Raw genomic sequence first — 22,624 nt, 5'->3', positions numbered from 1 at the left:
GGAGCCCAAGCAGTGAGCAATGCACCAGCATTTCCCGACCTGGAGGGGGCCGAGGTGACGCAAGGAGAAAGCCCGCAGCTGCCAGTCAACCCGCTGCGTGATCCGGCGGACCGCCGGCTGCCGCGGATCGCCGGCCCGTCCGGTCTGGTCATCTTCGGCGTCACCGGCGACCTGTCGCGCAAGAAGCTGATGCCGGCGATCTACGACCTGGCCAACCGTGGCCTGCTGCCGCCGGGTTTCTCACTGGTGGGCTTCGCCCGCCGTGAGTGGGAGCACGAGGACTTCGCGCAGGAGGTGCACGACGCCGTCAAGGAGCACGCGCGCACGCCCTTCCGCGAGGAGGTCTGGCAGCAGCTGGCCAAGGGCATGCGGTTCGTCCAGGGCACCTTCGACGACGACGAGGCGTTCGAGACGCTCCGCGAGACGATCGAGGACCTGGACAAGGCGCAGGGCACCAGCGGCAACTTCGCGTTCTACCTGTCGGTGCCGCCGAAGTTCTTCCCGAACGTGGTCCAGCAGCTCAAGAAGCACGGCCTGGCCGACCCGCCGCAGGGCTCCTGGCGCCGCGCGGTGATCGAGAAGCCGTTCGGCCACGACCTGGCCAGCGCCCAGGAGTTGAACCGGATCGTCCACGAGGTCTTCCCGCGTGACGAGGTCTTCCGGATCGACCACTACCTGGGCAAGGAGACGGTCCAGAACATCCTGGCGCTGCGGTTCGCCAACTCGATGTTCGAGCCGATCTGGAACCGGTCGTACGTGGACCACGTGCAGATCACCATGGCCGAGGACATCGGCATCGGCGGTCGCGCGGGGTACTACGACGGCATCGGCTCGGCCCGGGACGTCATCCAGAACCACCTGCTCCAGCTGATGGCGCTGACCGCCATCGAGGAGCCGGCCTCGTTCCACCCGAAGGCCCTGGTCGCCGAGAAGCTCAAGGTGCTCAGCGCCGTGCAGCTGCCCAAGGACCTCGGCCGGCACACCGTGCGCGGGCAGTACGCGTCCGGCTGGCAGGGTGGCGAGGAGGTGGTCGGTTACCTGGAGGAGGACGGGATCAACCCGGAGTCCAAGACCGACACCTTCGCCGCCATCAAGCTGGAGATCAACAACCGGCGCTGGGCCGGCGTGCCGTTCTACCTGCGCACCGGCAAGCGCCTGGGCCGCCGGGTGACCGAGATCGCGGTGGTCTTCCAGCGCGCTCCGTACCTGCCGTTCGACTCCTACGCGACCGAGGAGCTGGGGCAGAACGCCCTGGTGATCCGGGTGCAGCCGGACGAGGGCGTCACGGTGCGGTTCGGCTCCAAGGTGCCGGGCACCTCGATGGAGGTCCGGGACGTCACGATGGACTTCGCCTACGGCGAGTCGTTCACCGAGTCCAGCCCGGAGGCCTACGAGCGGCTGATCCTGGACGTGCTGCTGGGTGACGCCAACCTGTTCCCGCGCCACCAGGAGGTCGAGGCGTCCTGGGACATCCTCGACCCGATCGAGAAGTACTGGGACCAGCACGGCAAGCCCGCGCAGTACCCGGCCGGCACCTGGGGTCCGGCCGAGGCGGACGAGATGCTCGCACGAGACGGCAGGAGCTGGCGCCGGCCATGAAGATCGACCTGACGGACACCACGTCCAGCAAGATCAACAGCGCGTTGATGGACGCTCGCCGGGCCGGCGGTTCGACCGCTGCCGGCATGGTCCTCACGATGATCATCGTGGTCGACGAGGGCAGCGCGTACGACGCCCTCAAGGCGGCCAACGACGCCTCGCGCGAGCACCCCTCGCGCACCCTCGTGGTGATCAAGCGGGCCGGGCGTTCGCCGCGGGCCCGCGCCGGCACCCGGCTCGACGCCGAGGTGCTGGCCGGCTCCGAGGCCGGCTCCGGTGAGACGGTCATCCTGCGGATGCACGGCGAGCTGGTCTCGCACGCGCAGTCGGTGGTGCTGCCGCTGCTGCTGCCCGACGCCCCCGTGGTCGTCTGGTGGCCGGAGAACGCGCCGCTGCACCCCGCGCAGGACGCGCTCGGCGCACTCGCCCAGCGCCGGATCACCGACGCCGTGACGGCCGAGTCCCCGGTCGGCCAGCTGGAGGTGCGCGCCGAGAGCTACACCCCCGGCGACACCGACCTGGCCTGGACCCGGATCACCGGCTGGCGCTCGATGCTGGCCGCCGCCCTGGACCAGCGCCCGATCAAGGTCACCTCGGCCGTGGTCGAGGGCGAGTCGTACAACCCCAGCGTCGAGCTGCTCGGCCTGTGGCTGCACGACCGCCTGCACGTGCCGGTGCAGCGGGTGGTCAGCGACGGCCCGGGCATCACCTCGGTGACGATGCGCAGCCACGACGGCGACATCGTGCTGGACCGCCCCGACGGCCTGATGGGCACGCTCTCGATCCCCGGCTCGCCGGACCGGATCGTGGCGCTCAAGCGGCGCGAGACGGCCGAGCTGATCGCCGAGGAGCTGCGCCGGCTCGACCCGGACGACATCTACGCGGCAGCGGTGCGCACCGGCGTGAGCCGGCTGCAGGAGCCGTCCAGCGAGACGGCGCACGCCGACGCGGTGGCCACCGGCGCGGTGGCCGCGGAGGCGGTCGCCACGGCGATCGGCAACGCGGTCGAGGCCGCGGTGGCGGCGCCGCGGGTGACGGCGAAGGTGCCGGAGGCCGAGGTCGAGGCGGCCGAGGCTCCGGCTGCCGAGCCCGAGGCCCCGAAGGCGGCCAAGAAGGCCACCACCCGCAAGGCGCCGGCGGCCAAGAAGGCCCCGGCGGCCGGCACCGCGAAGAAGGCCGCTCCCCGCAAGCGGAGTGGCTCGTGACACCGGTTCCCCAGCTGGTGGTGCACCGGGACAAGGAGCTGATGGCCCAGGCGGCCGCCGCCCGACTGATCACCAAGATCGTCGACGCGCAGGCCGCCCGGGGCACCGCCTCCGTGGTGCTCACCGGCGGGCGCAACGGCAACGCGCTGCTCGCGGCGATCGCCGCGTCCCCGGCCCGGGACGCGGTGGACTGGTCGCGGATCGACCTGTGGTGGGGCGACGAGCGCTTCGTGCCCTCCGACGACCCGGAGCGCAACGCGGTGCAGGCCACCGACGAGCTGCTCACCAAGGTCCCGGTCGATCCGGCCCGGGTGCACTACATGCCGGCCTCGGACGGCGTGGACGGCAGTGACGTGGAGGCGGCCGCCGAGCGGTACGCCGAGGAGCTGGCCAAGGCCGCCGGTCCGCAGGACCGCAGCCGGGTGCCCGCCTTCGACGTGCTGCTGCTCGGCGTCGGCCCGGACACCCACATCGCCTCGCTCTTCCCGGAGCACCCGGGCGTGCGGGAGCAGGCGAGCACGGTGGTCGGGGTGCGCGGGGCTCCCAAGCCGCCGCCCACCCGGATCTCGCTGACGCTGCCGGCGATCCGGGCGGCCCGTGAGGTCTGGCTGCTGGCCGCGGGCGAGGACAAGGCCGACGCGGTCGCGCTGGCGCTGTCCGGTCCGGGCGAGATCCAGGCCCCGGCCTCCGGCGCGTACGGCACCAGCCGCACGCTCTGGCTGCTGGACCGGGCCGCGGCGTCGAAGATCCCGGCGCAGCTCTACCCGCCGGCCTCGGCCTGACGGACGCAAGCCGAAGGGGTGGTGCGCATCGCGCACCACCCCTTCAGTGTGTTCGGACGATCGGATCGACGACCGGATCAGCGATCAGATCTCGCCACGCAGCTTCGCCAGCGCCTCGGCGAGGATCGCCTCGCCGTCGGCGTCGGTGCGACGCTCGCGGACGTAGGCCAGGTGCGTCTTGTACGGCTCGTTGCGCGAGGGCGCCGGCGGGTTGTGCTCGTCCTGCCCCGCCGGGAACCCGCAGCGCGGGCAGTCCCAGGTGTCCGGGATGACGGCCTCGGCAGCGAAACTCGGGCGCGTCTCGTGCTTGTTGGCGCACCAGAAGGAGATCCGGTTGCGGGGGGCGGACTCGCCGCGCTCCGCCTCGCCCATCGGGCCTGCCCCGACCCTGCTGCCACGGATGGCGTTGCCACTTGCCACGGTCTGACTCCCTGCGTGCCCTTATCCGCCTGGTCTGCCCAGGCGTTGCTGACCGCCGCCCCCAGCGGGACCCGGTCTCACCCTGCTCCCGCCGACCGGCCGCCCGCTGCGGACAGTGGCAAGTTGTCCTAGTGTACGGACCGGATAAGGATATGTCCGCACTGCCTTCGGAACTGAGTCCGGATCAGCTCTTGACCTTGATCAGCAGACCCAGTACGACGATGCATGCGAACCAAGCCAGGCCGATGACGATCGTGATCCGGTCCAGGTTGCGCTCGGCGACCGCCGAACCGCCACCGGCCGACATCGCGCCACCGCCGAACATGTCGGACAGACCGCCGCCCTTCCCCTTGTGCAGCAGCACGAGGACGATCATCAACAGGCTGAAGACGATCAGGGCAATCGAGAACCCGAGAACCACGGCGGGACCAACTCTCTCGTTCTATGGGGTCATGAGCTGGGTCATGAGCGAAGGGCCGGGCCGCCCGGTAAAAGGCGGTCCGGCCCAAAGACTACGTTGCTGTGAGCGGTTAGCCTACCGCCTGCTCGCGGTAACGCACGACCTTGACGAACTCGTCGGCGTCCAGCGAGGCCCCGCCGATCAGACCGCCGTCGATGTCGGGCTGGACCATCAGGCCCGCCACGTTGCCGGCCTTCATCGAACCGCCGTACAGCACCCGGACCTTGTCGGCCAGCTCGGCGCTGTACAGCTCGGCCAGCCGGGCCCGGATCGCGGCGCAGACCTGCTGCGCGTCCGCCGGGGTGGCCACCTCGCCGGTGCCGATCGCCCAGACCGGCTCGTACGCGACCACGATCGTCTCGGCCTGGTCGGCCGGGATGCCCTCCAGCGCGCCGTCCAGCTGCGCCAGCGTGTACTCGACGTGCGTGCCGGCCTTGCGGATCTCCAGCGGCTCGCCGACGCAGAGGATCGGCACGATGCCGTTCCGGAACGCCGCCTTGACCTTGGCGTTGACGATCTCCTCGTTCTCGCCGTGGTACTCGCGGCGCTCCGAGTGGCCGATCGTCGCGTAGCTGCACTTCAGCTTCGACAGCATCGGGCCGGAGACCTCGCCGGTGTAGGCACCGGAGTCGTGCGCCGAGATGTCCTGCGAGCCGTACTTGATCTTCAGCTTGTCGCCGTCCACCAGCGTCTGCACCGAGCGCAGATCGGTGAACGGGACCAGCACGGCGACCTCGACGGCCGCGTAGTCCTTGTCGGCCAGCGCGAACGCCAGCTTCTGGGTGTGCTGGATGGCCTCAAGGTGGTTGAGGTTCATCTTCCAGTTGCCCGCCATCAGCGGGAGACGCTCGGTCATGTTCAGCCTTCCAGGGCGGCGAGACCGGGGAGCGTCTTGCCCTCCAGGTACTCGAGGCTCGCGCCACCGCCGGTCGAGATGTGCCCGAACTTCGTCTCGTCGAAGCCCAGGATGCGGACGGCCGCCGCGGAGTCGCCGCCGCCGACCACGGTGAAGGCGTCGCTCTCCGTCAGGGCCTGTGCGACGGCCTTGCAGCCCTCGGCGAAGGTCGGGTGCTCGAAGACGCCGAGCGGGCCGTTCCAGAAGACCGTCTTGGCGTCCGCCAGCTTCTCGGCGAACAGCGCGCGGGTCTTCGGGCCGATGTCCAGGCCCTCCTTGTCGGCCGGGATCTTGTCGGCGTCGACGACCTCGAAGTCCGGCACGGGGGCGTGCGTCTTGGTGTCCGGGAAGTGCGCGGAGACCGCGATGTCCACCGGGAGGACGAACTCGACGCCGTTGGCCTTCGCCCGGTCCAGGTACTCCAGGACGGTCGGGATCTGGTCGGCCTGGAGCAGCGAGATGCCGACCTCGTGGCCCAGGGCCTTGAGGAAGGTGTACGCCATGCCGCCGCCGACCAGGATCCGGTCGGCCTTGCCCAGCAGGTTGTCGATCACCGCGAGCTTGTCGGAGACCTTGGCACCACCGAGGACCACGACGTAGGGGCGCTCGACCTCGTCGGTGAGCTTCTTGAGGACGGCCACCTCCTTCTCGATCAGCAGGCCGGCCGCGTGCGGCAGCCGGGCCGGCAGGTCGTAGACCGAGGCGTGCTTGCGGTGCACCGCGCCGAAGCCGTCGCCGACGTACAGGTCGGCGAGCTCGGCCAGCTGGTCCGCGAAGGCGCCGCGCTCGGCGTCGTCCTTCGAGGTCTCACCGGCGTTGAAGCGCAGGTTCTCCAGCAGCGTGACCTCGCCGTCGCGCAGGGCGGCGACGGTGGCCTTCGCGCTGTCACCCACGGTGTCGGTCGCGAAGGCGACCGGCGTGCCGAGGATCTCGCCCAGGCGCACGGCGGCCGGCGCGAGCGAGTACTTCTCGTCCGGCTCGCCCTTCGGGCGGCCCAGGTGCGAGGCGACGATCACCTTGGCGCCGCGCTCCAGCAGCCCCGCGATCGTCGGGGCGACGGCGCGGATCCGGCCGTCGTCCGTGATGGTGGTGCCGTTCAGCGGCACGTTGAGGTCGGCGCGGACGAATACCCGCCGGCCGGCGACATCGAGGTCGTCGATGGTCTTCACAGTCTTCGATCTCCTGGGAGAGGGGGGATGACGCTGGGAGTGGCACAGCGCCGGGCCACCGGGACGAAGGTGAGGGTAGGGCAAGGAGGTGAGGGTGGGCAGGGGCAGGGCCCGGACGCGGTGTCCGCCGTCCGGGCCCTGCCCCCTCACATCACGTCAGCTTCCGCTGAGTCAGAGCTGGCCACCGACGAGCGTGGTCAGGTTGACGAGGCGGTTCGAGTAGCCCCACTCGTTGTCGTACCAGCCGAAGACCTTGACCTGGTCGCCCTGGACCATGGTCATCAGCGAGTCGAAGATGGTGGAGAACGGCGAGTTCACGATGTCGGAGGAGACGATCGGGTCCTCGGTGTACTGCAGGATGCCCTTGAGGGAGCCCTGGGAGGCCTTCTGGAAGGCCGCGTTGACCTCCTCGACGGTGACCTCGCGCTCCAGGGTGACGACCAGGTCGGTGATCGAACCGGTCGGGACCGGCACGCGCAGCGAGGTGCCGTCCAGCTTGCCCTTGAGCTCCGGCAGCACCAGCGCGGTGGCCTTGGCGGCACCGGTGGAGGTCGGGATGATGTTGATCGACGCGGCACGGGCGCGACGCAGGTCCTTGTGCGGGAAGTCCAGCGTGACCTGGTCGTTGGTGAACGCGTGCACCGTCGTCATCATGCCCTTGACGATGCCGAAGTTCTCGTTCAGCACCTTGGCCAGCGGCGCCACGCAGTTCGTGGTGCAGGAGGCGTTGGAGATGACGGTGTGGTTCGCGGCGTCGTACTTGTCGTCGTTGACGCCCATCACGATGGTGACGTCCTCGTCGGTGGCGGGCGCCGAGATGATGACCTTCTTCGCGCCGGCGGCAACGTGCTTCTTTGCCTGGTCCGCCTTGGTGAAGATGCCGGTCGACTCGATGACGACGTCCACGCCCAGCTCGCCCCACGGCAGGCTGGCCGGGTCGCGCTCGGCGATGACCTTGAAGGTCTTGCCATCGACGGTGATGCTGTCGGCGGTGTGACTGACCTCGCCCGGGAAGGTGCCCAGGATCGAGTCGTACTTGAGCAGGTGAGCCAGGGTCTTGGTGTCGGTCAGGTCGTTGACACCGACGATCTCGATGTCCGCGCCCTGGGACTTGACCGCGCGGAAGAAGTTGCGGCCGATGCGGCCGAATCCGTTGATACCTACCCGGATCGTCACGAAACCGATCTCCTCTGGAGGTGCGCCGGACTATGCCGACGGAGTGGAAATTGGGATGTCCCCGACCACCACTGACCCTACCTCCCTGAGGTCCGACGGGGCACATCAGTCTGCGGGTCAAGACCCTGGCGTGGCGTTCCTGGACACACTTCCGTGAACGCCACGCCCCTCGACGAGAGCAGTTGAAGGACCATCGGACGAACCGTCTTAACAAACCGTCTGAACGAACCGTCTCAGCTGAGGGCCATCTCCTCGGTCAGATTCGCCTCCGTGCTGGGCAGGCCGAGCTCGGACGCCCGCTTGTCGGCCATCGCGAGCAGCCGGCGGATCCGCCCGGCCACCGCGTCCTTGGTCAGCGGCGGGTCGGCGAGCGCGCCCAGCTCCTCCAGCGAGGCCTGCTTGTGCTGCATCCGCAGCTGGCCGGCCGCCGCCAGGTGCTCGGGGACCTCGTCGCCGAGGATCTCCAGCGCCCGCTGCACCCGGGCCCCGGCCGCGACGGCCGCACGGGCCGAGCGGCGCAGGTTCGCGTCGTCGAAGTTGGCCAGCCGGTTCGCGGTCGCCCGCACCTCGCGGCGCAGCCGGCGCTCCTCCCAGGCGAGCACCGACTCGTGCGCGCCGAGCCGGGTGAGCAGCGCGCCGATCGCGTCGCCGTCGCGGATCACCACCCGGTCCGCGCCGCGCACCTCGCGGGCCTTGGCCGGGATGCCGAGCCGGCGGGCCGCGCCGACCAGCGCCAGCGCCGCCTCGGAGCCGGGGCAGGTGATCTCCAGCGAGGAGGACCGGCCCGGCTCGGTCAGCGAGCCGTGCGCCAGGAAGGCACCGCGCCAAGCCGCCTCGGCGTCGCAGGTGGCGCCGGAGACCACCGCCGGGGGCAGGCCCCGGATCGGCCGACCTCGCCCGTCCACCAGCCCGGTCTGTCGGGCCAGCAACTCACCGTCCTTGATCACCCGGACCACGTACCGGCTGCCGCGCCGCAGGCCGCTGGGGGCCATCACCACCAGTTCGGAGGCGTGCCCGAAGATCTCCAGTAGGTCCTTGCGCAGTCGCCGGGCCGCAATTCCGGTGTCCAGCTCCGCCTCGATCACGATCCGACCGCTCACAATGTGCAGTCCGCCCGCGAATCGCAGGATCGCCGACACCTCAGCCTTGCGACAGCAGGCCCGGGTGACAGGGAGCCGGCTGATTTCGTCCTTCACAGCTGCCGTCATCGCCATGGGCCGATCCTTCCATGTGTCCGGAAAATCCGGTCGTACGCGGCCGCCAAGAGCTCCGGGTCGTGTCGCGGGGTGCCGTCGGCCGAGGCGACCTTGTCCAGCACCAGGGCAGCGCCCATTCTTCCCGCGGCCTTCTCCAGGCCCGCCAGGTCGGCCACGCCGAAGGCGCCACCGGTCACCGCCCGCTCGTCCACCAGGATGGCGTCCACCCCGAGGTCCGGGGCGTGGTCGGCGATCACGTCCAGGTGACGCTGCGGGGTGAAGCCCTCGGTCTCGCCGGGCTGCGGCGCCAGGTTGAGCGTGAGCAGCCGGCGGGCCTTCGTCTCGACGAGCGCCTTGGCCAGCTCGGGGACCAGCAGGTGCGGCAGCACGCTGGTGAACCAGGAGCCCGGGCCGAGCACCACCCAGTCCGCCTCCAGCACCGCGGCCACCGCCTCCGGCACCGCCGGCGGCTCCTCGGGCAGCAGCCGGACCGACTGCACGGTGCCCGGGGTGACCGCCACGTTGGCCTGGCCGCGGACCGCCGAGACGGCGCACGGCCGGCCCGGGTCGTGGCCGCGCACCTGCGCCTCGATGTCCAGCGGGACCGCCGACATCGGCAGCACCCGGCCCTGCACGTTGAGCAGTCGGCCGACCCACTCCAGGGCCGCGACCGGGTCGCCGAGCTTCTCCCAGAGCGCCACGATCAGCAGGTTGCCGACCGCGTGGCCGCCGAGCTCGCCGGTGCCACTGAAGCGCTGCTGGATCACCTCGGACCAGGTCCGGCCCCAGTCGTCGTCGCCGCAGAGCGCGGCCAGCGCCTTGCGCAGGTCGCCGGGGGGCAGCACGCCGAGCTCCTCGCGCAGCCGGCCGCTGGAGCCGCCGTCGTCGGCCACCGTGACCACGGCGGTGAGGTCCGAGGTGAGCCGGCGCAGCGCGGAGAGCGAGGCGGACAGGCCCTGCCCGCCGCCCAGCGCGGTGATCCGCGGCGCGGTGCCGACGCGTCTGGACGCGCCCGGGGAACCCCGCTCGGCGGCCTTGTGCTGGAGCTGCCGCGCTGGCGAGTATCCCGTCACACCTACCCCACGTTTCTACTTCCGGCGGTGCTGTGGGACCGCCGTCACTCCCGTCCCATGTCGCGGTGCACCAGCACCGTTTCCACGCCGTCGGCGATCAGACGCTTCGTCAGCCGCTCCGACATGGCCACGCTGCGATGCTTGCCACCGGTGCAGCCTACGGCAAGCGTCATATAACGCTTGCCTTCGCGCCGGTAACCCTCGGTAACAATCTTCAGCAGCTCGGCGTATCCGTCCAGGAACTCCTTGGCTCCGGGCTGCTGGAAGACGTAGTCGGAGACGTCACCGTCGGTGCCGGTGCGGGCCCGCAGCTCGGGGACCCAGTGCGGGTTCGGCAGGAAGCGGCAGTCGACCACCAGGTCGGCGTCGACCGGCAGGCCGTACTTGAAGCCGAAGGACATCACGGTGCAGCGCAGCTCGGGCTCGTCGTGGTCGGCGAACTGGGTGTCGAGCTTGGCGCGCAGCTGGTGCACGTTGAGGTCGGAGGTGTCGATCACCAGGTCGGCCTCGCCGCGCAGCTCGCGCAGCAGGTCGCGCTCCTGGGCGATGCCGTCCACGATCCGGCCGTCGCCCTGCAGCGGGTGCGGGCGGCGCACGCTCTCGAAGCGGCGGACCAGCTCCTCGTCGGTGGACTCCAGGAAGACCACCCGCAGTCGAACACCGCGCTTCTCCAGCTCCTCCAGCGAGGCGAGCAGGTCGTCGAAGAACTGGCGGCCGCGGACGTCGACCACGACGCCGATCCGGGCCACCGCACCGCCGGAGCGGGCGCCGAGGTCCACCATGGTCGGGATCAGTGCCGGCGGCAGGTTGTCGACCACGAACCAGCCGAGGTCCTCCAGGCACTTCGCGGCCGTGCTGCGGCCGGCTCCGGACATGCCGGAGATGATCACCAGCTCCGGGGCCGTCTCCGCTCCGGCGTTCGGCCGGGCGTTGCCCCCATCGTCGGCCACTGTCACTTCGCTTCTCCGCTCTCGGTGCTGTCCATGCCGGCCGGCACGGTTTCGGCTGCATCCATGATCTCGCCTGTGGCGGTGTTCACGGCGAATGCCGTGGATGGCCGGGAGGCCAACGCCGCGACAACAGTCTCCGCCGTGCGCCGTCCGATCCCCGGGACCTCGCAGATCTCCTCGACCGTGGCGGCGCGCAGCTTCTTCAACGAGCCGAAATGCTTGAGCAGCGCGGTCCGCCGGGTCTCGCCCAGGCCCGGGACGGCGTCCAGACCGCCGCTGGTGAAGCGCTTGGCGCGCTTGCTGCGCTGGTAGGTGATCGCGAAGCGGTGCGCCTCGTCGCGGACCCGCTGGAGCAGGTAGAGGCCCTCGCTGCTGCGCGGCAGCACGACCGGGTCGTCCTCGCCGGGCAGCCAGACCTCCTCCAGCCGCTTGGCCAGGCCGCAGAGCGCGACATCGTCGATGCCGAGCTCGTCGAGCGCGCGCTTGGCGGCGGCCACCTGGGGCTGGCCACCATCGACGACCAGCAGCTGCGGCGGGTAGGCGAAGCGCTTCGGGCGGCCGTCCTCGGTGGTCAGCGTGCCCGGCTCGTCGTCCTCGGCGTCCAGCGCGGTGCCCGGCTCGGGGACGGCCTCGGGGACCGCCCACTCCCCCGTCTGCTCGCGCTCGCGCAGGTAGCGGCGGAACCGGCGGCCGATCACCTCGTGCATCGAGCGGACGTCGTCCTGGCCCTCGAAGCCCTTGATCTGGAACCGGCGGTACTCGCTCTTGCGGGCCAGGCCGTCCTCGAAGACGACCATCGAGGCGACCACGTCGTCGCCCTGGAGGTGGGAGATGTCGAAGCACTCGATCCGCAGCGGGACGCTGTCCAGCTCCAGCGCGTCGGCGATCTCCTGCAGCGCCCGGCTACGGGTCGTCAGGTCCGAGGCCCGCTTGGTCTTGTGCAGCGCGAGCGCCTGCTGGGCGTTGCGCTCGACGGTGGTCATCAGGTCCTTCTTGTCGCCGCGCTGCGGGACCCGCAGATCGACGCCGGCGCCGCGCAGGCCGGCCAGCCACTCCTGGACCGGCCCCGCCGGCTCGGGCAGCGCCGGCACCAGCACCTCGCGCGGGACGGTCTCACCGAGCTCGTCCCCGCTGACGCCGCCGTAGAGCTGCTGCAGCGCGTGCTCGACGAGTGCCGCGGTGTCCACGTCCTCGACCTTGTCGGTGACCCAGCCGCGCTGGCCGCGCACCCGCCCGCCGCGGACGTGGAAGATCTGCACGGCCGCCTCCAGCTCGTCCTCGGCGAGCGCGAGCAGGTCCGCGTCGGTGCCGTCGGCGAGCACGACCGCGTTCTTCTCCATCGCGCGCTTGAGCGCCTCGATGTCGTCGCGCAGCCGGCCGGCCTTCTCGTACTCCAGCTCGGCCGCGGCCTCGCGCATCTGCTCTTCGAGACGGCGCAGGTAGTTGCCGGTGCGCCCGGCCATGAAGTCGCAGAACTCCTCGGCCAGATCCCGGTGCTCCTCGGCGGAGACCTTGCCGACGCAGGGCGCCGCGCACTTGCCGATGTAGCCGAGCAGGCACGGCCGGCCGACCTGCTGGGCCCGCTTGAAGACGCCGTTGGAACAGGTGCGGACCGGGAAGACGCGCAGCAGCAGGTCCACCGTCTCGCGGATCGCCCAGGCGTGGCCGTACGGCCCGAAGTAGCGCACGCCCTTCTTGTGCGCCCCGCGCATCACCTGCACGCGGGGGAACTGCTCGTTCAGCGTGACCGCGAGCTCCGGGTAGCTCTTGTCGTCGCGGTACTTGACGTTGAACCGGGGGTCGAACTCCTTGATCCAGGCGTACTCCAGCTGGAGCGCCTCGACCTCGGTGCCGACCACGGTCCACTCCACCGAGGCGGCGGTGGTGACCATGGTCGCGGTGCGCGGGTGCAGGTTCGCGATGTCCTGGAAGTACGAGGAGAGCCGCGGCCGCAGGCTCTTCGCCTTGCCGACGTAGATCACCCGGCCGTGCTCGTCCCGGAACCGGTAGACCCCGGGCGAGACCGGGATCGCGCCCGGCGCCGGGCGGTAGGTGGACGGGTCAGCCATCGTCGCTCCCCCTCTGTGCAACCCTTCGTTCCTGTGGTGACACGGGAAACCCTAGTCCCCGGCTCGGACAGCCGGCGTCCAGGGACCACCCAGCGGACACTCAGCCCGGCCGGGATCAGCAGTCGCGCCGGGAGTCAGCAGCCCCGCCAGGAGTCAGCTGGGTGTCACCGTGATCGTGCCGCCGGTCACCGCGACCGGGTAGGACGGCAGCGCGGTCGGCGCCGGGCCGCCGGCGACCGTGCCGTCCGCGATGTTGAAGCGGCTGCCGTGGCACGGGCACTCGATCAGCTTGTCCTTCACCTGGTCGACGATGCAGCCGGCGTGCGTGCAGCGGGCGCTGAACGCCTTGTACTGGCCCGCGGTCGGCTGGGTGACCACGATGTGCTGGTCGCGGTAGACCTTGCCGCCGCCGACCGGCACGTCGGAGGCCGGGCCGACCGTGACCGGGCTCGGCGCGGCCTTGGCGCTGCCGGTGGTCTGGCCACTGCTCTGACCGCTGCTCGACGAGCAGCCGGCCACGGTGAGCGCGGCACCGCCGGCCAGCGCGGCCGCGCCGCAGCAGAGCAGCGTGCGGCGGGTGGTGGTGGGCTGCTCGGCGGCCTCGGACATCGGTGACTCCCTGTCGTGCGACGTGCGGTCGGGCCGCAGTCTAGCCGCGCGCGATGAGCCCGACCGGTGCCGCCCGGTGCCGCCCGAACGGCTCGGGCGGCACCGGGCGGCCACTGCTCCCCCAGCCGGCTGCTTCCCCGGCCGGCTACTTCTTCGCGGCCGCGCGCTTGCGGGGCGAGCGGGGCGCCGGGACCGGTGCCTCGTCGGTGACCCGGTCGCCGAGGATGTCCCGCAGGAACTTGCCGGTGTGGCTGGCCGTCACGCCGGCGATCTCCTCCGGGGTGCCCTCGGCGACGACCATGCCGCCGCCGTTGCCGCCCTCCGGGCCCATGTCGACGATCCAGTCAGCCGTCTTGATCACATCGAGGTTGTGCTCGATGACGATCACCGTGTTGCCCTTCTCGACCAGCCCGCTGAGCACCTTGATCAGCTTGCTGATGTCCTCGAAGTGCAGGCCGGTGGTCGGCTCGTCGAGCACGTAGACGGTCCGGCCGGTGGAACGCTTCTGCAGCTCCGAGGCGAGCTTGACGCGCTGCGCCTCGCCACCGGAGAGGGTCGGCGCGCTCTGGCCGAGCCGGACGTAGCCGAGGCCGACGTCGTTGAGCGTGCGCAGGTGGCGGGCGATCGCCGGGACCGCCTCGAAGAAGTGCAGCGCCTCCTCGATCGGCATGTCCAGCACCTCGGCGATGGACTTGCCCTTGTAGTGCACCTCCAGCGTCTCCCGGTTGTACCGCGCCCCGTGGCAGACCTCGCAGGGGACGTAGACGTCCGGCAGGAAGTTCATCTCGATCTTGATGGTGCCGTCGCCGGAGCAGTTCTCGCAGCGGCCGCCCTTGACGTTGAACGAGAAGCGGCCCTGCAGGTAGCCGCGCACCTTCGCCTCGGTGGTCTCCGCGAAGAGCTTGCGGACGTGGTCGAAGACGCCGGTGTAGGTGGCCGGGTTGGAGCGCGGGGTGCGGCCGATCGGCGACTGGTCCACGTGCACCACCTTGTCCACCAGGTCGGTCCCGGTGACCCGGGTGTGCCGGCCCGGCACGCTGCGCGCGCCGTTCAGCTCGCGCGCCAGGTGGGTGTAGAGGATGTCGTTGACCAGCGTGGACTTGCCCGAGCCCGAGACGCCGGTGATCGCGGTGAAGGTGCCGAGCGGGAAGCCCACCGTGACGTCGCGCAGGTTGTTCTCGCGCGCGCCGTGCACCACGATCTGCCGCTTCTTGTCGCGCGGGCGGCGCGCGTCGGGGATCGGGATCGACCGCTTGCCGGACAGGTACTGGCCGGTCAGCGACTCGGGGTTGCGCAGCAGGTCCTTGAGCGCCCCGGAGTGCACCACCTTGCCACCGTGCTCGCCGGCGCCCGGGCCGATGTCGACCACCCAGTCCGCGGTCTTGATGGTGTCCTCGTCGTGCTCGACCACGATCAGCGTGTTGCCGATGTCGCGCAGCCGGACCAGCGTCTCGATCAGCCGGTGGTTGTCGCGCTGGTGCAGGCCGATCGAGGGCTCGTCCAGCACGTAGAGCACGCCGACCAGGCCGGAGCCGATCTGGGTGGCGAGCCGGATCCGCTGCGCCTCGCCGCCGGAGAGTGTGCCGGCCGCGCGGTTCAGCGAGAGGTAGTCCAGGCCGACGTCGACCAGGAAGCGCAGCCGCTCGTTGACCTCCTTCAGCACCCGCTCGGCGATCTTCTTGTCCCGGGCGCTCAGCTTCATCGCACCGAGGAACTCGGCGCAGTCGCTGATCGACATCGCCGAGACCTCGGCGATCGACTTGCCCTGCACGGTGACCGCGAGCACCACCGGCTTGAGCCGGGTGCCGTGACAGGCCGGGCAGGGCACCTGGCGCATGTAGCCCTCGAAGCGCTCCCGGCTGGTGTCCGTCTCCGCCTCGCCGTGCCGGCGCTGGACGTAGGAGATCGCGCCCTCGAAGCCGGTGACGTACGAACGCTCGCGGCCGAACCGGTTGTTGTAGCGGACCTCGACCTTGGCCTTGTGGCCGTAGAGCAGCGCCTTCTTCGCGCGGGCCGGCAGCCCGGCCCAGGGGATGTCGGTCCGGAAGCCGAGTTCGGCCGCCAGCGCGTTGATCATCCGCGCGTAGTGCTCCTTCATGTGACCCATGGTCCAGGGGTGGATCGCCCCCTCCTCCAGGGTCTTCTCCTCGTCGGGGACCACGAGTTCCGGGTCCACCTCCAGCCGGCTGCCGAGCCCGGCGCACTCCGGGCAGGCGCCGAACGGCGAGTTGAAGGAGAACGAGCGCGGCTCCAGCTCCTCGAACGAGACGTCGTCGTACGGGCAGTAGAGGTGCTCGGAGTACATCCGCTCGCGCTCGGGGTCCGCCGCGTCGAGGTCGACGAAGTCGAGCACCACCATGCCGCCGGCCAGCTTGAGCGCGGTCTCCACCGAGTCGGTCAGCCGGCGCTTGGCGCTCTCCTTGACCGTGAGGCGGTCGATGACCACCTCGATGGTGTGCTTCTCCTGCTTCTTGAGCTTCGGCGGCTCGGTCAGCTGGATCGTCTCGCCGTTCACCCGGGCCCGGGCGTAGCCCTTGGACTGGAGATCGGCGAAGAGGTCGACGAACTCGCCCTTGCGCTCGCGCACCACCGGGCTGAGCACCTGGAACCGGGTGCCCTCGGGGAGCTCCAGCACCTTGTCCACGATCGCCTGCGGGGACTGCTTGGCGATCGGGCGCCCGCAGTGCGGGCAGTGCGGCTTGCCGACCCGGGCGAAGAGCAGCCGGAGGTAGTCGTACACCTCGGTGATGGTGCCGACGGTCGAGCGCGGGTTGCGGTTGGTGGACTTCTGGTCGATCGAGACGGCCGGCGAGAGGCCCTCGATGAAGTCGACGTCGGGCTTGTCCATCTGCCCGAGGAACTGCCGGGCGTAGGAGGAGAGCGACTCGACGTAGCGCCGCTGCCCCTCGGCGAAGATGGTGTCGAAGGCCAGCGAGGACTTGCCCGACCCGGACAGCCCGGTGAAGACGATCAGCGAGTCCCGGGGCAGGTCGAGCGAGACGTTCTTGAGGTTGTGCTCGCGAGCACCACGGACGATGAGGCGGTCGGCCACAGCTAATGGCGCCTTTCTCCGGGACGGGCAGGTCAGTGGGTCTGGGGGTGGGCCCAAGGGGAGCGGGTGGTGCTTCCAGTGTCGCCGATCAGCGTATAGCTCACACGTTCGATTATCGACCGTGCTCGACGCCGGGGAGCAGACACCACCCGAACGAGTGAATACCACCGCACTGACAATCAGCCTGGTTCGCCGGAAACCCCCTGCTCAGCGTGGACTCCGGCGATAGCCTTCGACTGTCCAACGAGCCATCGCCGTTCAGGCAACGCCACTTTGGAGATCCACCCGATGACCGCGCCCCGGACCGAGTCCGACCCCGCCGCCGCCACCGCCCACGCCGCCGCCGTACTGCGTGAGGTCGAGGCGAGCACCGAACACCTGCTGCGCACCGTCGCCGAGCTGACCCCGCAGGCGGTGGCCGAGCCCTCCGCGCTGCCGGGCTGGACCCGCGGCCACGTGCTCGCGCACATCGCCCGCAACGCGGACTCGCTGGTCAACCTGCTGGAGTCGGCCCGCACCGGCCGGGACATCCCGCAGTACGCGAGTGACAGCGCCCGCGAGGAGGGCATCCAGCAGGGCGCCCCGCGCCCGCCGGCCGAGCAGCTGGCCGACCTGCGGGCCTCCGCCGAGCGGTTCGCCCAGGCCGCCGCCGCGCTGCCCGCCGAGGCCTGGCAGGCCGTGCTGCGGCACCGGCACGGCTACACGTTCCCGGCCTGGGAGCTGCCCGACAAGCGGCTGGCCGAGCTGGAGTACCACCACGTGGACCTGGACGCCGGCTACACCCCGGCGCACTGGTCGGCCGGCTTCGCGATCACCGAGTTCCGCCGGCTCGGCGCGAAGTTCGCCGGCCTGCCGGAGTTGCCGGCCATCGAGCTGATCGCCGAGGACACCGGCGACTCGGCCCGCCTCGGCGACCCGCAGGCGCCCGCCGCGCTGCGCGTCGAGGGCCCGGTGCGCGGGCTCACCGCGTGGCTCTCCGGCCGCTCGGACGGCGACGGCCTCCAGGTGCACCAGGACGGCGTCCAGCTCACCGACCCGCGCACCGCGCTGCCGAAGCTCCCGGCGATGGGCTGAGCCGCGATCATGGTCAGTGTCGGCAAGCGGTCCGCAGCGCCGGACCCGAACAGCAGGATCCGAACAGCAGAGGAGTGACCCGATGAGCTACCACGGAGCGGTCAAGGTCGGCGGCCCGCCGGACGTGCGGGAACTGGCCCACCTGATCATCACCAAGGTCGCGGTCGGCCCGTTCGACAACAACGCCTACCTGCTGCGCTGCCGGGCCACCGACGAGCAGCTGCTGATCGACGCGGCGGCCGACGCACCGGCCCTGCTGGAGACGGTCGGCGAGCAGCTGGCCACAGTGGTCACCACGCACCGCCACCACGACCACTGGAACGCGCTGGCCGAGGTGGTCGCCGCGACCGGCGCCCGCACGCTGGCCGGCGAGTTCGACGCCGAGGGCATCGAGGTGCCGACCGACCAGCAGCTCGCCGACGGCGACACCGTCCGGGTCGGCGCGGTCGACCTGACGGTCCGCCACCTGGTCGGCCACACCCCGGGCGCGATCGTGCTGATCTACGACGACCCCGAGGGCCACCCGCACGTCTTCACCGGGGACTGCCTCTTCCCGGGCGGCGTGGGCAACACCTGGAAGGACCCGGAGGCCTTCCGCACCCTCTTCCGGGACGTCTCCACGAAGCTCTTCGACGCCCTGCCCGACGAGACCTGGGTCTACCCGGGCCACGGCAAGGACACCACCCTCGGCGCCGAGCGCCCGCACCTGCCGCAGTGGCAGGAGCGGGGCTGGTAGCACTGGTAGCAGCGGACGCTGTGGCAGTCGGGCCGGCCGTCAGACGTCGGCCGGCTCGACTTCCGCCGCTACGGCACGCTCGGCCCGGCGCGAGGCGATCAGGCTGGTGGCGGTCGTGACGGCCAGCACCGCGAGGATGACGCCCAGCGAGAGCGGGATGCCGATCTCCGGCACGTGCACGCCGCTCTCGTGCAGGGCGTGCAGCACCAGCTTCACGCCGATGAAGCCGAGGATCACCGAGAGGCCGTAGGAGAGGTGGACCAGCTTCTTCAGCAGGCCGCCGAGCAGGAAGTACAGCTGCCGCAGGCCCATCAGCGCGAAGGCGTTGGCCGTGAAGACGATGTACGGCTCCTGGGTGAGGCCGAAGATCGCCGGGATCGAGTCGAGCGCGAAGAGCAGGTCGGTGGTGCCGATCGCGAGCATCACGACGGTCATCGCGGACATCGACGGGAAGCGCCGCCGGACCACCGTCAGCAGCCGGTTCTCCTCGAACTCGGCGTTCTCCTGGTGGCCGGCCCTGGCCTCCTTGATCAGCTTCCAGGCCGTCCAGACCAGGAACGCGCCGAACAGGTAGAAGACCCAGGAGAACGTGCTGACCAGCGCGGCGCCACCGGCGATGAAGACCGCCCTGAGCACCAGCGCGATGATCACCCCGACCATCAGCACCCGCTGCTGGTGGATCTTGGGTACCGCGAACTTGGACATGATCAGGATGAAGACGAAGAGGTTGTCCACGCTCAGCGACTTCTCGGTGACGTAGCCGGCGAAGAACTCACCGGCCGGCTGGGCACCGGAGTGCCACCAGAGGAAGCCGCCGAAGAGCAGTGCCAGCACCACCCAGACGACCGTCCAGGTGCCGGCCTCGCGGAGCGACACCTCGTGCGGCTTGCGGCCGCCGATGAAGAAGTCGGCGGCGATGAGTGCGGTCAGCACCCCGATGGTGGTGACCCACATGGCGAGCGATACGTCCACGAAACAGCTCCTCCGGCACACGTCGTTGCCGGAGGTCTCTTCCATCCACGCGCACGGGGGCCACTGCCACTCCGTACGCGGGACCGGTGCACCCGGGTCGGCCGTCCGTCGGCCGCCGTGCTGACGGGAACACCGTAGGGGGAATACTCCCCTCCGCTCCCAGAAGAGTAACAGGAAGAGCAAAGGGAAGGTAAAGGGCGAGGGTGGCGAGCTCGGGAGGAGGCAGGGCTCAGAGGAACGGCGCGATCGCCGGCAGCAGGTCCTGGAAGGTCTTGGCCTGAGCCGGTACGCCGATCGCCTGCATGCCCCAGCCGCCGGCCGGATCCCGGTAGACCTTCGCCATGATCTGCCCGGTGTGCGCGCCGCCGCCGGTCAGCTCGTAGCGGGCCAGCTCCTGCCCGGTCGTCTCGTCCAGCAGCCGGCAGTGCGCGTTCTCCACCTCGGCGAAGGTCTGCCCGGTGTACGAGCTGACCGTGAAGACCACCTGGGTGATCTGGCCGGGCACCCGCGACAGGTCCACCACGATGGCCTCGTCGTCCCCGCCGGTGCCGACGCCGCCGACCAGGTTGTCGCCGGTGTGCCGGACCGAGCCGTCCCGGCTGACCAGCTGCTGGAAGAAGACCACGTCGGCCGGGGTGTGCTCGGCGTAGAGCAGCGCCGAGGCGTCCAGGTCGATCTGCCGGCTGCGGCTGCCGAACAGGCCGCGCTTGGGCGACGCCCGCCAGCCCAGGCCCATCCGGACCAGGCTCAGCGACTCGCCGCCGGCCTTGCGCAGGCTGACCTGCTCCCCCTTGGCCAGATTCACCGACACGGTGCTGTCCTCTCTCTTCGTCCGGCACGCGCTCGGCGCATGCCGGCAACGGTGGTCGGAACACCCCGGCGCCGTCCCCCGGCTGAGGCAAACATTAAGAAGCTGAAGCAAACATTAGAACCTCGGCAAGCCCCCCGGCCAGGGGCGGCCCGCAGCAGAAGCCGCAGGCCGCAGCCTGTGCGGCAGCCAAGCCGCACTACGTCTAGATCCGCCGGCGCCGGCCGCGCCCGAGTCGGTCAGGCGATCCCGGCCTCGCGCATCTGTCGCAACTCCTTCTTCAGCTCCTTGACCTCGTCACGCAACCGGGCCGCCACCTCGAACTGGAGCGAGGCCGCGGCGGCGTGCATCCGGTCGGTCATCTCCTGCACCAGCTCGGCCAGTTCGGCGGCCGGCAGGCTCTTCGCCGGCTTGCGGTCGGCGCCGAGCGCGGGCACCGGCGCCTTCTTGCCCTTGGCGGCGTCCCGGTAGCCGGTGGCCATCAGCTCCTCGGTGTCGATCTCCTCGCGGGCCAGCGTGTCGAGGATGTCGCCGATCTTCTTGCGCAGCGGCTGCGGGTCGATGCCGTGCTTCTCGTTGTACGCCTGCTGGACGGCCCGGCGGCGGTTCGTCTCGTCGATCGCCTTCTCCATCGACGGCGTGATCCGGTCCGCGTACATGTGCACCTGGCCCGAGACGTTACGGGCGGCGCGGCCGATGGTCTGGATCAGCGAGGTGCCGGAGCGCAGGAAGCCCTCCTTGTCGGCGTCCAGGATCGCCACCAGCGAGACCTCGGGCAGGTCCAGGCCCTCGCGGAGCAGGTTGATGCCGACCAGCACGTCGTACTTGCCGGCCCGCAGCTCGCGCAGCAGCTCGACCCGGCGCAGCGTGTCGATGTCGCTGTGCAGGTAGCGGACCCGGATGTCCAGACCGAGCAGGTAGTCGGTGAGGTCCTCGGACATCTTCTTGGTCAGCGTGGTGACCAGCACCCGCTCGTCCTTGGCGACCCGGTCGCGGATCTCGTGCACCAGGTCGTCGATCTGGCCCTCGGTCGGCTTGACGATCACCTCGGGGTCGATCAGGCCGGTCGGGCGGATGATCTGCTGCACCTGGCCGTCGCCGCGGGAGAGCTCGTACGGGCCCGGGGTGGCCGAGAGGTAGACGGTCTGGCCGACCCGGCCGAGGAACTCCTCCCACTTCAGCGGGCGGTTGTCCATCGCCGAGGGCAGCCGGAAGCCGTGCTCGACCAGCGTGCGCTTGCGCGAGGCGTCGCCCTCGTACATCGCGCCGATCTGCGGGACGGTCACGTGCGACTCGTCGATCACCAGGAGGAAGTCCTCCGGGAAGTAGTCGAGCAGCGTGTTGGGAGCGGTGCCGGGCTCGCGGCCGTCGAAGTGCATCGAGTAGTTCTCGACGCCGGAGCAGCTGCCGATCTGCCGCAGCATCTCGATGTCGTAGGTGGTGCGCATCCGCAGCCGCTGGGCCTCCAGCAGCTTGCCCTGCTTCTCCAGCGTGGCGAGGCGCTCCACCAGCTCGGCCTCGATGCCGGTGATCGCCCGCTCCATCCGCTCCGGGCCGGCCACGTAGTGCGAGGCGGGGAAGACGTAGATCGAGTCGTCCTGGCTGATGATCTCGCCGGTGAGCGGGTGCAGCGTGTAGAGCGCCTCGATCTCGTCGCCGAACATCTCGATCCGCACGGCCAGCTCCTCGTACACCGGGAAGATCTCCACGGTGTCGCCGCGGACCCGGAAGGTGCCGCGGGTGAAGGCCAGGTCGTTGCGGGTGTACTGGATGTCGACGAAGCGGCGCAGCAGCGCGTCCCGGTCGATCTCCTCGCCGACCTTGAGCGGGACCATCCGGTCCACGTACTCCTGCGGGGTGCCGAGGCCGTAGATGCAGGAGACCGAGGCGACCACCACGACGTCCCGCCGGGTGAGCAGCGAGTTGGTGGCGGAGTGGCGCAGCCGCTCGACCTCCTCGTTGATCGAGGAGTCCTTCTCGATGTAGGTGTCCGTCTGCGGGACGTAGGCCTCGGGCTGGTAGTAGTCGTAGTACGAGACGAAGTACTCGACCGCGTTGTTCGGCAGCAGCTCGCGGAACTCGTTCGCCAGCTGGGCGGCCAGCGTCTTGTTCGGCGCCATCACCAGGGTGGGGCGCTGGAGCTTCTCGATCATCCACGCGGTGGTGGCCGACTTGCCGGTACCGGTCGCGCCGAGCAGGACGACGTCCTTCTCGCCCGCGCGGATCCGGCGCTCCAGCTCGGCGATCGCCGCCGGCTGGTCGCCGTTGGGCTGGTAGGGGCTGACGACCTCGAAGGGCGCCTTGGTCCGCTCAATGCTCGTGATGGGTCGCACGGTCCCACCGTACGACCCGGCACCGACAGCGCGGGTCGATTAAGAA

The 22,624-nt window shown here is 70.5% G+C and carries 19 protein-coding genes; 5 read left to right on the top strand and 14 right to left on the bottom strand.

Going from position 1 to position 22,624, the window contains the following annotated elements:
* Nucleotides 1-78: 78 nt before the first annotated feature.
* The 3 genes from zwf to pgl are packed head-to-tail and all read left to right on the top strand — an operon-like array spanning nt 79 to nt 3,586.
* Nucleotides 79-1,599: a glucose-6-phosphate dehydrogenase gene (zwf, locus tag AC060L_RS20335; RefSeq protein ID WP_483800305.1), complete on the top strand. Its 1,521-nt coding sequence runs from the start codon at nt 79-81 to the stop codon at nt 1,597-1,599.
* On the top strand, nt 1,596-2,804 hold the full coding sequence (gene opcA, locus AC060L_RS20330; protein WP_483800235.1) for a glucose-6-phosphate dehydrogenase assembly protein OpcA: 1,209 nt from the start codon (nt 1,596-1,598) through the stop codon (nt 2,802-2,804). The genes zwf and opcA overlap by 4 nt, the downstream gene beginning before the upstream one ends.
* Nucleotides 2,801-3,586 carry a 6-phosphogluconolactonase gene (pgl, locus tag AC060L_RS20325; protein WP_483800234.1) on the top strand — a complete coding sequence of 262 codons (786 nt, stop codon included), beginning with the start codon at nt 2,801-2,803 and terminating at the stop codon, nt 3,584-3,586. The genes opcA and pgl overlap by 4 nt, the downstream gene beginning before the upstream one ends.
* Before the next feature lie 84 nt (nt 3,587-3,670).
* Here the strand turns inward: pgl and AC060L_RS20320 are convergent, their stop codons facing one another.
* From AC060L_RS20320 to uvrA, 11 genes are all read right to left on the bottom strand, one after another.
* On the bottom strand, nt 3,671-4,006 hold the full coding sequence (locus AC060L_RS20320) for an RNA polymerase-binding protein RbpA (RefSeq protein WP_035841977.1): 336 nt from the start codon (nt 4,004-4,006) through the stop codon (nt 3,671-3,673).
* 184 nt (nt 4,007-4,190) lie between these two features.
* Nucleotides 4,191-4,427: a preprotein translocase subunit SecG gene (secG, locus tag AC060L_RS20315; RefSeq protein WP_483800233.1), complete on the bottom strand. Its 237-nt coding sequence runs from the start codon at nt 4,425-4,427 to the stop codon at nt 4,191-4,193.
* Between the two features lie 109 nt (nt 4,428-4,536).
* Nucleotides 4,537-5,322, bottom strand: a complete 786-nt coding sequence (gene tpiA / locus AC060L_RS20310) for a triose-phosphate isomerase (protein ID WP_483800232.1) — start codon at nt 5,320-5,322, stop codon at nt 4,537-4,539.
* Nucleotides 5,323-5,324: 2 nt separating this feature from the next.
* Nucleotides 5,325-6,530, bottom strand: a complete 1,206-nt coding sequence (locus tag AC060L_RS20305; protein ID WP_483800231.1) for a phosphoglycerate kinase — start codon at nt 6,528-6,530, stop codon at nt 5,325-5,327.
* Nucleotides 6,531-6,701: 171 nt separating this feature from the next.
* Nucleotides 6,702-7,706 carry a type I glyceraldehyde-3-phosphate dehydrogenase gene (gap, locus tag AC060L_RS20300; RefSeq protein ID WP_483800230.1) on the bottom strand — a complete coding sequence of 335 codons (1,005 nt, stop codon included), beginning with the start codon at nt 7,704-7,706 and terminating at the stop codon, nt 6,702-6,704.
* A gap of 233 nt (nt 7,707-7,939) precedes the next feature.
* Nucleotides 7,940-8,920, bottom strand: a complete 981-nt coding sequence (whiA, locus tag AC060L_RS20295; protein WP_483800229.1) for a DNA-binding protein WhiA — start codon at nt 8,918-8,920, stop codon at nt 7,940-7,942.
* Entirely contained in the window at nt 8,911-9,975 is a 1,065-nt protein-coding gene (locus AC060L_RS20290; protein ID WP_483800228.1) for a gluconeogenesis factor YvcK family protein, read from the bottom strand. Before AC060L_RS20290 ends, whiA begins: the two co-directional genes overlap by 10 nt.
* Nucleotides 9,976-10,019: 44 nt before the next feature.
* Nucleotides 10,020-10,925: an RNase adapter RapZ gene (rapZ, locus tag AC060L_RS20285; RefSeq protein ID WP_483800227.1), complete on the bottom strand. Its 906-nt coding sequence runs from the start codon at nt 10,923-10,925 to the stop codon at nt 10,020-10,022.
* Between the two features lie 2 nt (nt 10,926-10,927).
* Nucleotides 10,928-12,994 (bottom strand): excinuclease ABC subunit UvrC, encoded by a 2,067-nt coding sequence (gene uvrC, locus AC060L_RS20280; protein ID WP_483800226.1) that lies wholly within the window; start codon nt 12,992-12,994, stop codon nt 10,928-10,930.
* Between the two features lie 153 nt (nt 12,995-13,147).
* Entirely contained in the window at nt 13,148-13,603 is a 456-nt protein-coding gene (locus AC060L_RS20275) for a Rieske (2Fe-2S) protein (RefSeq protein WP_483800225.1), read from the bottom strand.
* 145 nt (nt 13,604-13,748) lie between these two features.
* Entirely contained in the window at nt 13,749-16,655 is a 2,907-nt protein-coding gene (uvrA, locus tag AC060L_RS20270; RefSeq protein WP_483800224.1) for an excinuclease ABC subunit UvrA, read from the bottom strand.
* Between the two features lie 288 nt (nt 16,656-16,943).
* Between uvrA and AC060L_RS20265 the strand changes: the two genes are divergently transcribed.
* Nucleotides 16,944-17,729 (top strand): maleylpyruvate isomerase family mycothiol-dependent enzyme, encoded by a 786-nt coding sequence (locus tag AC060L_RS20265; protein ID WP_483800223.1) that lies wholly within the window; start codon nt 16,944-16,946, stop codon nt 17,727-17,729.
* An 82-nt stretch (nt 17,730-17,811) separates the two neighbouring features.
* Nucleotides 17,812-18,465 (top strand): MBL fold metallo-hydrolase, encoded by a 654-nt coding sequence (locus AC060L_RS20260; RefSeq protein WP_483800222.1) that lies wholly within the window; start codon nt 17,812-17,814, stop codon nt 18,463-18,465.
* A 39-nt stretch (nt 18,466-18,504) separates the two neighbouring features.
* Here AC060L_RS20260 and AC060L_RS20255 read toward each other — a convergent pair whose 3' ends face one another.
* From AC060L_RS20255 to uvrB, 3 genes are all read right to left on the bottom strand, one after another.
* On the bottom strand, nt 18,505-19,437 hold the full coding sequence (locus AC060L_RS20255; RefSeq protein ID WP_483800221.1) for a TerC family protein: 933 nt from the start codon (nt 19,435-19,437) through the stop codon (nt 18,505-18,507).
* Nucleotides 19,438-19,666: 229 nt separating this feature from the next.
* Nucleotides 19,667-20,248, bottom strand: a complete 582-nt coding sequence (locus AC060L_RS20250) for a TerD family protein (RefSeq protein ID WP_483800220.1) — start codon at nt 20,246-20,248, stop codon at nt 19,667-19,669.
* A gap of 236 nt (nt 20,249-20,484) precedes the next feature.
* A complete protein-coding gene (uvrB, locus tag AC060L_RS20245; RefSeq protein ID WP_483800219.1) occupies nt 20,485-22,578 on the bottom strand; it encodes an excinuclease ABC subunit UvrB in 2,094 nt (697 codons plus the stop codon).
* Between the last annotated feature and the right edge of the window lie 46 nt (nt 22,579-22,624).

The organism is Kitasatospora sp. NEAU-69 (assembly GCF_057158765.1).
Note: the sequence above shows the minus strand (reverse complement) of the source record. Positions and strands in the feature narration are given on the sequence as shown.